We start from the raw sequence: 11,762 nt of genomic DNA on the forward strand, positions 1-11,762 counted from the left end.
CCGGCACGTCCCCCAGGCCGGGATCAGGGCGCCCGCGGGCATCGCGCACCGTCGCGCGCGCGTCCTCCATCCCGTCTTGCGCGAAAGCGCGCCGCCCGCGCGCGGGAGCGGCTTTTTCCGCCTGCGGCGCGATGCTGCCCGTCTCCGGCCCGGCCAGCGGGACGGCGGATGCGCCGACAGCCACCGGGCCCCTGCCCGTCTTGTCCGCCGCGTCTGGGCCGCTCGCCCTGTCTGCCTTGTCCGCCGGGATCGGCACGCGCTCCTGGGCTCCCGGCCGGGCCGCGACCTCAACGCCCTGCGGCAGCGGAGCATCCCCGCCCTGGGCTCTGCTGGCGGTCACGGCCTCATGCGGCGGCGCGCTCTCTCCGGCTCGCGGCGGCCTACCCTGCCCGCCGGGCAAACTCTCCGTCACGGACGTCGCCGGGCCCGTCGTCCAGACATCCTCGTCATCGCCCGGCAAGACCACCAGCCCCTCGCCCCCTTCGCTCAGGCCGTAGGCCGCCGCCAGACGGTCGGCCTCGGCGGCCAGCGCCGCCGCACGCTCCCGTGCGGACCGACGCCCGCGTGCGGGAACAGGCTGCGGCGCGGGCGCGTGGCTGCCCGACGCGCTCCCGGCCTGGGCCGGGGACGGTGCGAGCCCGCAGGCATCCAGCAGGGAAAGGGCCGTGGCCGCAGGGGCAGCACGCCGTCTGCGTGACGGGCGGCCTGTGGTCTGCCCGTCCGCGTCCGGGGCGGGCCCGCGGCCGGCAGGCACATCGGAGGAAGAGGTCATGGAACTCCTTGACTATATCCAGATAGGCTGATATTTGCATCAAGCAAATTTGATACAGGCATCGCAGGCGCGTCCGCCGCGCCGCACAGGGGCACGCATGGCACTGGTATATTTCAAGGCACTTTCGGACGAGACCCGTCTGCGACTGGTGCATATCTTGCTGCATTACGAACTCTCGGTCAACGAGCTGGTGCGCATCCTCGGCATGGGGCAATCCCGCGTCTCGCGCCATCTCAAGATCCTCACCGAGGCCGGGTTGCTGACCTCGCGCCGGGACGGCCTGTGGGTCTTCTACGCCGCCGCGCGCTGCGGCGAAGCCAGCGACTTTCTGCAGGCCGTGGTCCCCTTCCTGCATACGGACACGGCCATGCGCGAGGATCTGGCCATGGCCGCCCAGATCCTGGAGGAGCGCGCCCGCAAGACGCGCCAGTTCTTCAATGCCATCGCCGAGGACTGGGACGAGCTCAACCGCGAGGTGCTGGAAGATTTCGACCTGCCCGCCGCCGTGCTGGCCGCCGTGCCCGGAGGCTGCCGCGTGGCCGTGGACCTGGGCTGCGGCACCGGGGCGGTGCTGGAGCGCCTGCTGCCCGTGAGCCGGAGCCTCATCGGCGTGGACGGCTCGGCCCGCATGCTGGAGATGTGCCGCCGCCGCTTCAGCCCCGTGGATCTGGCCAACGAGAACCGCATCTCCCTGCGCATCGGCGAGCTGGACCACCTGCCCCTGCGTGACCAGGAAGCGGACTTTGCCTGCATCAATCTGGTGCTGCACCATCTTTCCGATCCCGGCGAGGGCCTGCGCGAGATCCGCCGCAGCCTGACCGCGGGCGGGCACCTGTTCGTGGCCGATTTTTTGCAACATCACGACGAGACCATGCGCAGCCGCTACGGCGACCGCTGGCTGGGCTTCGACGAGGAACGCCTGCAGGAACGCCTGCGCCAGGCCGGCTTCACGGTCCTGTCCTGCACGCGGCAGGCCGTGGGCCGCGGCCTGTTCCTGCTGCTGGTGCGGGCCCGCGCCAGCTGACGGCGTGTGTTGGGGGAACGGCCCCTTTGCTGGCGCAACAAGGGGCTCCCTCCCGCGCCCCATCTTCCCCCCGATGCGCCTTAGCAAAACGGGCAGCATCTTGCAGGCGGAACGATCGCCCCGGACAGACGGGCGGTAGCCCTCCGCATGCATGATGCCCCGGGAGCTTTCCCTGCGGGCCGCAGCCCTGCCGCGGCCCCGCGAAACCGTCCCCGTCCGCGGCGGACGGGGCGGACGATCTTGCCGCAGACCGCCCCCCCGGGGAGCGGCCCAAATACTTTCGCCGACATACTTTCTCAAGGAGTACCACAGCAATGACCAAAGCCCTGGATCTTTCCCTGGCCTGCAAAGTGGCCGATCTGGCCCTGGCCGATTTCGGCAAGAAGGAAATGCAGCTTTCCGAACGCGAGATGCCCGGCCTCATGGAGTGCATCCGCAAATACGCCGGCAAGAAGCCCCTCAAGGGCCTGCGCGTGACCGGCTCCCTGCACATGACCATCCAGACCGCCATGCTCATCAAGACCCTGCACGCCCTGGGCGCGGACATCCGCTGGGCCTCGTGCAACATCTTCTCCACCCAGGACCATGCCGCCGCCGCCATCGCCGAGCAGGGCCTGGCCAAGGTCTTCGCCTGGAAGGGCGAGAGCCTGGAAGATTACTGGTGGTGCACCGAAATGGCCCTGACCTGGCCCGACGGCAAGGGCCCGGACCTCATCGTGGACGACGGCGGCGACGCCACCCTGATGATCCACAAGGGCGTGGAAGTGGAAAACGATCCCTCCCTGCTGGAAAAGACCTATGACAACAAGGAATTCCAGATCATCATGGATCGTCTGGCCCTGCGCTACAGGGAAGACCCCACCCACTGGCATCAGGTGGCCGCCCATGTGAAGGGCGTCTCCGAGGAGACCACCACCGGCGTGCACCGCCTCTACCAGCTGGAAGCCGAGGGCAAGCTGCTCTTCCCGGCCATCAACGTCAACGACTCCGTCACCAAGTCCAAGTTCGACAACCTCTACGGCTGCCGCGAGTCCCTGGCCGACGGCATCAAGCGCGCCACCGACGTCATGGTGGCCGGCAAGGTCGTGGTAGTGGTGGGCTACGGCGACGTGGGCAAGGGCTGCGCCCAGTCCATGCGCGGCTTCGGCGCCCGCGTGCTGGTGACCGAGATCGACCCCATCTGCGCCCTGCAGGCCGCCATGGAAGGCTTTGAAGTCACCACCGTGGAAGACGCCCTGCCCGAAGGCGACATCTACGTCACCTGCACCGGCAACCTGCGCGTCATCACCGGCGAACACATGGAAGGCATGAAGGACGAAGCCATCGTCTGCAATATCGGTCACTTCGACAACGAGATCGACATGCACTACCTGGAGACCACCCCCGGCATCACCAGGCTGAACATCAAGCCCCAGGTGGACAAATGGACCCTCAAGTCCGGCCGCAGCATCATCGTGCTGGCCGAAGGCCGCCTGGTGAACCTGGGCTGCGCCACGGGCCACGCCAGCTTCGTCATGTCCAACAGCTTCACCAACCAGACCCTGGCCCAGATGAAGCTGGCCGAAGGCAACCTGGAAAAGAAGGTCTACACCCTGCCCAAGGAACTGGATGAAGAAGTGGCCCGCCTGCACCTGGCCCGCCTGGGCGTCAAGCTGACCACCCTGACCCAGGAACAGGCCGACTACATCGGCGTGAAGGTCGAAGGCCCCTACAAGTCCGATCTCTACCGCTACTAGGCCGCGGCGGATGGCCGTCTTTGCCCGGGTCCGGGACAGAGGGGCAGGGACGGCGGCGTCAGGCAGCAACGACAAAAAAGGAGAGGCTCCTCAAGGAGCCTCTCCTTTTTGAAATAAGGCGCGTCGGGGAAGGCGTGGGGCCGACCGCAGGGCCGTGCCCGTTGCGACGAAGGAAGTCACGGGCATCGCGGACAGCGAGGGTCGGGGGGCCCCTCCCGCGCGGGTCGCCACCGGAGGGCGAACTGCCGACGACGCAGGCGCCTTACAGGCATCGGGAGCAAGGCTGAGGCCTTCCCCCTCAAAAATACCCTTCTGCGCCGCAGCGCTTACGCCCTGGGCTTCCCCTCCTCCGCGACCGCACCGGCATCGGTCACGTCGTCCTTGCGGGGCGCGGCCGCATCCCCGGGCGTTTCGCGCAGGTCCTCGGGGTCCACGTCCACGATATCCTCGGCCTCGGCCCCTTTGGCCCCGGCCTCGCGCGCGGCGGCGTCGGCGGCCGCCTCCTCGGGCGTATAGGCCGGGCCGGGCGGCAGGGCATAGCCGCCGCCTTCCACGGCCTGCAAAGGCTCGATGCCCCTGTTGAGCGGCATGCTGCCCTTGCTCACCAGCACGATGCCGGTCTTTTCCAGCACCTCGCGCCGGTAGGCGTATTCCTGTTCCATGCGCCGGTGCCGGTAGATGAGCAGCAGGCGTCCCAGATAACAGGCCGCCAGCAGCGCCGCGAAGCTGCCCGCGATCCACGGGATATAGGGCTTGAGCGCGCTGCCGAAGGCCATCAGGGCCGAGAACATGCCGTCCACGAAGACCAGGGCCGCGGCCAGCAGCAAGATGCCCAGCAGCACCACCACCGTGGGCGCGTGCTGCACGCAGGCGTAGAAGTAGCGCAGGCGCTTGGGCACCAGGCGTTCCGAGCCGGGCCTGCCGGGCTGGCGTTCCCGCTCCAGGGTATTGGAGACCCAGAGGCCGGAAAGATGCACGATGAGCAGCAGGGCCACCGGGGCGACCACGGCGCCGATGGCCCAGCCCATGATGGGGAACTGGGCTTCGGGCGGGCCGCCGGCCAGGGAGGGCTTGGCGTGCATGATGCCGTAGAAGAAGGCGATGCCGCCGACGATCAGCTCAAGGAAGAAGATCGCGATCAGCAGATAGATGATGGTGTCGCGGTTCTCGCCCTTGTACCAGTGGCGGATGGCCTCATCCTTGCCGGCGCCGGCAGCAGCCCCCGCGCCGTCCGCGGCGGCGGCTTTCCTGCCCGTGCCCGCGGCGCTGTTGCGCATCTCGGAAGCGTTGCTGGACGCAAAAGAGGATTCGTTGTTCTTCATGCTCCCGAACATATCCGGCCGGAGCGCCGGGGGCAAGAGCAAACCCTTGCTCCGGGAGCGCTTCTGGCTTAGTCTGCGCCCACAGGAGGACAGCATGCATATTCTCGTTACCGGAGCCGCGGGCTTCATCGGCTACCATCTCTGCGACCGTCTGCTGCATCAGGGCCACACCGTGGTGGGCCTGGACAACCTCAACGACTACTATGACGTGCAGCTCAAGAAGGACCGCCTGGCCCGGCTGGAAGGCCGTCCCGGCTTCCGTTTCGTCCTGCAGGACATGGCCCAGCGCGATGCCATGAGCGCCCTGTTCGCGGCCGAGAAGTTCACCCACGTCATCAACATGGCGGCCCAGGCCGGCGTGCGCTACAGCCTCGTCAATCCCATGGCCTATGTGGATTCCAATCTGGTGGGTTTCGCCAACCTGCTGGAAGGCTGCCGCCACAACGGCGTGCGGCACTTCGTCTTCGCCTCCTCCTCGTCGGTCTACGGGCTCAACACCAGCCAGCCCTTCTCGGAACACAACAACGTGGATCATCCCGTGAGCCTGTACGCGGCCACCAAGAAGAGCAACGAGCTCATGGCCCATGCCTACAGCCATCTCTACGGCCTGCCCTGCACGGGCCTGCGCTTCTTCACGGTCTACGGCCCCTGGGGCCGCCCGGACATGGCTCTGCAGCTTTTCGCCCACGCCATCATGAAGGATGAACCCATCAGGGTCTTCAACGGCGGGCGCATGCGCCGCGACTTCACCTATATCGACGACATCGTGGAAGGCGTGCTGCGCCTGCTGCCCCTGGCTCCCGCCGCCGATCCGCAGTGGGACGCCGCCGATCCCGACCCGGCCACCAGCTCCGCGCCGTGGCGCATCTACAACATCGGCAACAACCAGACCGTGGAACTCAACGACTTCATCGCCGCCCTGGAAGACGCCCTGGGCAAGAAGGCCGTCCGCGACCTGCTGCCCATGCAGCCCGGCGATGTGGAAGCCACCTGGGCCAATATCGACGCCCTGTCGCAGGCCACGGGCTTCGCGCCCGTGACGCCCCTCAAGACCGGCATCGAGCGCTTCGTGGCCTGGTTCAAGGAATATTATTACGCATGAGCGACATCATCCTGCCCGCCCCCACCCCGGAACGCCCGGAGATCCTGGCCCCGGCCGGCGACGCCCAGTGCTTCACCGCGGCCCTGGCCGCCGGCGCCGACGCCGTGTATCTGGGCCTGAAGCACTTTTCGGCCCGCATGCAGGCCGAGAACTTCGGCCTCACCGACCTTTCACGCCTCACGGACCTGGCCCACGAGGAGCAGGCCCGCGTCTATGTGGCCATGAACGTGCTGGTCAAACCGCAGGAGACCGCGGCCGCCTACCGCCTCATCCACCGCCTGGCGCGGCAGGTGCGGCCCGACGGCATCATCGTGCAGGACCTGGCCATGCTGGATCTGGCGCGGCAGGCCGGTTTCGAGGGCGAGATCAACCTCTCCACCCTGGCCAACATCACCCATCCGCAGGGCCTGCAGACCGCCAGGGATCTGGGAGCCAGCCGCGTCATCCTGCCGCGCGAGCTCTCCATCGACGAGATCCGCGCCATGGGCGAGGCCTGCCCCGAAGGGCTGGATCTGGAATGTTTCGTCCACGGCGCGCTCTGCTACTGCGTGTCCGGCCGCTGCTACTGGTCCAGCTACATGGGCGGCAAGAGCGGCCTGCGCGGCCGCTGCGTGCAGCCCTGCCGCCGTGTCTACCGCCAGGGCGGCGCGGCGGCGGCCGGTCTTGCCAGACAGGCGGAGCAGCAGGCCCGCGAACAGGGGCGGGAACAGGGCCGCAACGGCCGTGACGGCGGTCGTGACCCGCGCCGCCCCCGGCCCCAGCGCAGCAATCCCGGCAAGGGCCGCGACGGGCGTTTCTTCTCCTGTCTGGACCTCTCGCTGGACGTGCTGGCCAAGACCCTGCTGCATATCCCGCATCTGGTCTCGTGGAAGATCGAAGGCCGCAAGAAGGGCCCGCACTACGTCTATCATGTGGTCACGGCCTATCGCATGCTGCGCGACAATCCCGGCGACCCGCAGGTCCGCAAGGATGCCGAGTCCATCCTCGAGATGGCCCTGGGCCGTCCCGGCAGCCGGGCCCGCTTCCTGCCGCACAAGGACAACCTCATCCCCACCGATCCGTCCGGCCAGACCAGCTCCGGCCTGCTGGCGGGCAAAGTCAGCCTCACGCCCGAAGGCCAGGTGCTGCTCAAGCCCCACTTCGAGCTGCTGCCCCAGGACTATCTGCGCGTGGGCGTGGAGGACGAACGCTGGCACGCCACCCTGCCCGTGACGCGCCGCACGCCCAAGGCGGGCACCCTGCTGCTGCGCCTGCCCAAGCACAAGACGCCCAAGGCGGGCACGCCGGTCTTCCTCATCGACCGCCGCGAGCCCGAACTGCTGCAGATCCTCAAGGACTGGCAGGCCCGCCTGGACCGCATGCCCACCCGTCCCAGCAAGGCCGTGGAAAGCGATCCCCGCCTGCCCCGGCCCGTCAGGCCCGCGCCCCGGCCCGACATGACGGTGCGCGCCAGCATGCCCCAGGGCCGCGAGACCCGCGGCTGCCGCAGCCAGCACACCGGCCTGTGGCTCTCGCCGCGCACGGCCGACATCTCGCGCACCATCGCCCCGCGCATCTGCTGGTGGCTGCCGCCCGTCATCTGGCCCGAGGAGGAGGAATCCATCCGCCGCCGTCTGGCCCACCTGACCCGCGAAGGCGCGCGCCACTTCGTCTGCAACGCGCCCTGGCAGCGCGACCTCTTCCCGGCGGAACTGCTGGCCCGCATGCACGACGGGCCCGCCGACGCCAAAAAGGACGACGCCCTGGACCTGCTGGCCGGGCCCTTCTGCAACGTGGCCAATGCCGCCGCCCTGGGCGTGCTGGCCGGCATGGGCTTCAAGGGCGCCTTCATCAGTCCCGAGCTGCCCGTCGACGACATCCTGGCCCTGCCCCGCCAGAGCCCGCTGCCGCTGGGCATGGTGCTGGGCGGATTCTGGCCCGTGGGCATCAGCCGCTTCGGTCTGCTGGGCATCAAGCCCAACGAGCCCTTCATGAGCCCCAAGGGCGAAGTCTTCTGGGCCCGCCAGTACGGCGGCAATGTCTGGCTCTATCCCGGCTGGCCCCTGGACATCAGCAGCAAGCGGCAGGAACTGCAGCAGGCGGGCTACAGCTTCTTCGCCAGACTGGAAGAGAACCCGCCCGCCAGCCTGCCCGAGATGCGCCGACAGGGCCTGTTCAACTGGGACGGCGCCCTGCTGTAAGACGTCTTTGGGGAGAGAGGTTTTGGGGGAGGGGCCTCCCTCCCCCAAGCCCATCCCTTCCCCGGCGCGCTCGGCGCGGGCAAGCTCGCGGCCCCGGTCCTGCCCACGTCACAGGGCCGTGCCCAGGCATGGCCCCGTTTTTCCCTGCCGCCGGTAAGCCCCGGGCAAGGGGCGCTCCCCCCTGCCGCCTCTCCCCCTCCAACGGACCGCCTTCCCCAGCCGCACGCTCATGGACGATATCGCCATCACCGCAGCCCGCGCCCTCTTTCCCCGGGGCCTGCGCCAGCCGGAAGACAGCTACCGCTTCGGCGCGGACGCCCTGCTGCTGGCGGCCTTCGCGGCGGAAAGCCTCGCCTCCCTGCCGGGCACGGCCCCGCGCGCGGTGGCGGAACTGGGCAGCGGCTGCGGCGCGGCCCTGCTGGGCCTGTGCCTGCGCCTGCCGTCCGCCACGACGGGGACGACGGGACATCGCCGCCAGCAAGCAGCGCGCCCCTGCCCGTCTCCCGGCACGGGACCGTCAACGGCAGCGCCCGCCGCCTCTTGCGGACAGCCGCCGGACGCAGGCCGCCGGGAAAAAACCGTACCGCCCCTGCGCGCCCTGGGTCTGGAACGGGATGCGGCCCTGTGCGCCGCCGCCCGGGACAACGCCCGCCTGCTGGGGCTGGACGACAGCTGCCGTTTCCGGCAGGGCGACCTGGCCGACACGCATTTTTTGCGCCACTGCGGCGAAAACAGCTTCCATCTCATCCTGGCCAACCCGCCCTATGCCGTGCCGGGCAACGGCCGTCCTTCGCCCAGGCCCCGGCGCGAGGCCGCCCTGCGCGGTGCCGGGCCCCTGCCCGTCGCCCCCTCCTCCGCCCTGCCCGGTACGCTGCCGCCTGGCGCGCCCTTGGCCAATGCCCTGCCGCCCGCCGTGCCGGCGTCCGACGCCCTGGGCGTCTTCTGCCGTGCGGCCCGGCGTCTGCTGCGCCATCACGGCCTGTTCTGCTGCATCTTCCCGGCCGCCGACCTGCCCCGCCTGCTCTCCATACTGGACCGGGAGCGCCTGGGCTGCCGCCGCATCCTGCCCCTCTGCCCCCGGAGCGGCGAAGCCGCCAAACGGGTACTGGTACTGGCCCGCAAGGACGCCGCCGCCCGCTGCCTGCTGGAAGCGCCCCTGCCCCTGCATGACGGGCAGGGCTGGAGCCGGGAGGCCCTCGCCTTCTGTCCCTGGCTGGGCGCGGGCCATGAGGCAACAACGGCCCGGGGCCCGCAGGATACCAGGCCCGGGACCCATGACCTTTCGTTTTAAGGGGGAAGGGGCCCCTTTGCCTTGCTGTCGATGCCCGTAAGGCCTTGCGGCCAACGGGCACGGCCCTGCGGGCCGCCGTCCGGTCGCGCGCTGCTGTCGATGCCCGTAAGGCCTTACGGCCAACGGGCACGGTCCTGTGGGCCGCCGTCCGCCCGTAAGGCCTTACGGCCAACGGGCACGGTCCTGTGGGCCGCCGTCCGGTCGCGCGCTGCTGTCGATGCCCGTAAGGCCTTACGGCCAACGGGCACGGTCCTGTGGGCCGCCGTCCGGTCGCGCGCTGCTGTCGATGCCCGTAAGGCCTTACGGGCAACGGGCACGGTCCTGCGGGCCGCCGTCCGGTCGCGCCTTGGGGTGCAGCTTGCGGCACCAAGGGCTTCCTTCCCCCCTCAAGATCCCCCATCCTCCCCCCAACCCGGCCGATTCTTACCGACAGCAAGGACGGGGGTCCTCTCTTCTGAAAATGATGTTTCTTTCAGTAGAGCAGTCGGAACATCCCACAGGAGCGCAGCCCCCGCTGACGGGTCCCGCCCCCAAAGCCCGCCGGGCCGCAGCGGCCTTGCCTTGCGCCCGGCTTTCCATAACAATGACAGCTCTGTCCACCCTCCATCGCGGAGCCTTTGCATGAATTTCATCGCCGACCTGCACATCCATTCCCGTTTCTCCCGCGCCACCAGCAAGCAGCTCTCGCCCCGGCATCTGGCCGCCTGGGCCCGCTGCAAGGGCATCCATGTGCTGGGCACCGGCGACTTCACCCACCCGCAATGGCGGGACGAGCTGCGCCAGCAGCTGGTGCGCGACGAGGCAAGCGGCCTGTACCGCCTGTCCGGCCCGGCCGAGGAGCTGGACTTCTTGCAGGGCAGGACGCCGCCGGACGCCGGCGGCCCCCTGTTCCTGCTCCAGACCGAGATCAGCTCCATCTACAAGCGCCAGGGCAGGGTGCGCAAAGTCCACAACCTGATCTTCGTGCCCTCGCTGGACGATGCCGACCGCCTGTCCCGGCGGCTGGAGGCGGTGGGCAACCTGCACTCCGACGGCCGCCCCATCCTGGGGCTGGATTCCCGCGACCTGCTGGAGATGACCCTGGAGGTCTGCCCCGAAGCCGTGCTCGTCCCGGCCCATGTCTGGACGCCGTGGTTCGCCCTGTTCGGCTCCAAATCCGGTTTCGACCGTCTGGAGGATTGCTTCGACGACCTTTCGTCCCACATCTTCGCGCTGGAGACGGGCCTGTCTTCGGATCCGGGCATGAACCGCATGGTCAGCCGTCTGGACGGCTACGCGCTGATCTCCAATTCCGACGCCCATTCCGGGGCCAATCTGGGCCGCGAGGCCAACTTCTTCGCGGGCGCGCCCTCCTATGACGGCATCTTCAGCGCCCTGCGCGCCGCGGCCCGCCGCCTGCCGCCCGACGGGCAGCCCGGGGACTGCCGCTTCCTGGGCACCATGGAGTTCTACCCCGAGGAGGGCAAATACCATCTGGACGGGCACCGGGCCTGCAATGTGGTGCTGGAGCCGCGCGAGGCCCTGGCCCTGGACAATATCTGCCCGGTCTGCGGCAAACCCCTGACCATCGGCGTGCTGCACCGCGTCTGCGAGCTGGCCGACCGCGATGCGCCCGCCAGCCTGCCCCACGAGCCGGAGGCCCGGCCCCTGATCCCCCTGCCCGAGCTGGTGGGCGAGATCCTGGGCGCGGGCAGCGGCTCGCGCAAGGTGCAGGACAGGTATGCGAGCCTGCTGCGCGAGCTGGGCCCGGATCTGGACATCCTCTGCCGCATGGAGCTGGACGAGGTGCGCCGCCACTGGGAACCGCTGGGCGAGGCCGTGGCCCGCATGCGCCGGGGCCAGGTCATGCGCAAGGGCGGCTATGACGGCGAATACGGCGTGGTGCGCGTCTTCAGCCCCGAGGAGGCGGCGGGCCTGCAGAGCGGCGCGCGGGGCAGCCTGCTGGCCGGGACGGCGCCCCGCAAGCGCGGACGGCCCAAAAAGGTGGCGGATCCGGCCCCGCAGGCCCCGGAACGGGAGGCCGCCACCGCCGTGGCCGCCATCCGCGTACGCCGCAAGAAGGACGGCGACGCGCCCGCCGAAAGCGAGCCCGAGCCTGCCGCGCCCGACGGGCGCACCCTGGAGGGTTTTTCCCCGGCGCAGGCCGAGGCCCTGACCGCCGGACTGGACACGGGCACGCCCGTGCTGGTGCTGGCCGGGCCCGGCGCGGGCAAGACGCGCGTGCTGGTGGGCCGCCTGCAATATCTGCTGGCCCGGGGCGTCCCGGCGGCCCGGCTGCTGGCCGTGACCTTCACCCGGCGCGCCGCGCAGGAGATGCGCCAGCGCCTGCAGGCCC

General features: G+C 69.6%; 8 protein-coding genes. 6 read left to right on the forward strand and 2 right to left on the reverse strand.

Going from position 1 to position 11,762, the window contains the following annotated elements; translation table 11 throughout:
• The coding region (locus Q1X76_RS09425; protein ID WP_300719525.1) for a hypothetical protein at positions 1-772 on the reverse strand (772 nt) is incomplete at its 3' end.
• Between the two features lie 97 nt (positions 773-869).
• On the opposite strand from Q1X76_RS09425, the gene Q1X76_RS09430 reads away from it, so the two are divergent.
• Positions 870-1,796, forward strand: coding sequence for a metalloregulator ArsR/SmtB family transcription factor (locus tag Q1X76_RS09430; protein ID WP_300719527.1), 927 nt, complete (start codon positions 870-872; stop codon positions 1,794-1,796).
• A gap of 314 nt (positions 1,797-2,110) precedes the next feature.
• Complete coding sequence (gene ahcY, locus Q1X76_RS09435) at positions 2,111-3,532, forward strand: adenosylhomocysteinase (protein ID WP_300719529.1); 1,422 nt, start codon at positions 2,111-2,113, stop codon at positions 3,530-3,532.
• Positions 3,533-3,858: 326 nt separating this feature from the next.
• Here ahcY and Q1X76_RS09440 read toward each other — a convergent pair whose 3' ends face one another.
• Positions 3,859-4,854 carry a hypothetical protein gene (locus tag Q1X76_RS09440; RefSeq protein ID WP_300719531.1) on the reverse strand — a complete coding sequence of 332 codons (996 nt, stop codon included), beginning with the start codon at positions 4,852-4,854 and terminating at the stop codon, positions 3,859-3,861.
• A gap of 94 nt (positions 4,855-4,948) precedes the next feature.
• Between Q1X76_RS09440 and Q1X76_RS09445 the strand changes: the two genes are divergently transcribed.
• From Q1X76_RS09445 to Q1X76_RS09460, 4 genes are all read left to right on the forward strand, one after another.
• A complete protein-coding gene (locus tag Q1X76_RS09445) occupies positions 4,949-5,956 on the forward strand; it encodes an NAD-dependent epimerase (RefSeq protein WP_300719533.1) in 1,008 nt (335 codons plus the stop codon).
• Positions 5,953-8,136, forward strand: coding sequence for a U32 family peptidase (locus Q1X76_RS09450; protein ID WP_300719535.1), 2,184 nt, complete (start codon positions 5,953-5,955; stop codon positions 8,134-8,136). The genes Q1X76_RS09445 and Q1X76_RS09450 overlap by 4 nt, the downstream gene beginning before the upstream one ends.
• A 229-nt stretch (positions 8,137-8,365) precedes the next feature.
• On the forward strand, positions 8,366-9,427 hold the full coding sequence (locus Q1X76_RS09455; RefSeq protein ID WP_300719537.1) for a hypothetical protein: 1,062 nt from the start codon (positions 8,366-8,368) through the stop codon (positions 9,425-9,427).
• 621 nt (positions 9,428-10,048) lie between these two features.
• Positions 10,049-11,762: UvrD-helicase domain-containing protein (locus Q1X76_RS09460; RefSeq protein ID WP_300719539.1), on the forward strand; the 1,714-nt coding region annotated here is incomplete at its 3' end.

The organism is uncultured Desulfovibrio sp., from assembly GCF_949282365.1.
Taxonomy (GTDB): Bacteria; Desulfobacterota; Desulfovibrionia; order Desulfovibrionales; family Desulfovibrionaceae; genus Desulfovibrio.

Bases quoted from the DNA above. Each gene is read 5' to 3' on its own strand.
- Q1X76_RS09430 (WP_300719527.1), top strand. From the start codon at position 870: ATGGCACTGGTATATTTCAAGGCACTTTCGGACGAGACCCGTCTGCGA.
- ahcY (WP_300719529.1), top strand. From the start codon at position 2,111: ATGACCAAAGCCCTGGATCTTTCCCTGGCCTGCAAAGTGGCCGATCTG.
- Q1X76_RS09440 (WP_300719531.1), bottom strand. From the start codon at position 4,854: ATGAAGAACAACGAATCCTCTTTTGCGTCCAGCAACGCTTCCGAGATG.
- Q1X76_RS09445 (WP_300719533.1), top strand. From the start codon at position 4,949: ATGCATATTCTCGTTACCGGAGCCGCGGGCTTCATCGGCTACCATCTC.
- Q1X76_RS09450 (WP_300719535.1), top strand. From the start codon at position 5,953: ATGAGCGACATCATCCTGCCCGCCCCCACCCCGGAACGCCCGGAGATC.
- Q1X76_RS09455 (WP_300719537.1), top strand. From the start codon at position 8,366: ATGGACGATATCGCCATCACCGCAGCCCGCGCCCTCTTTCCCCGGGGC.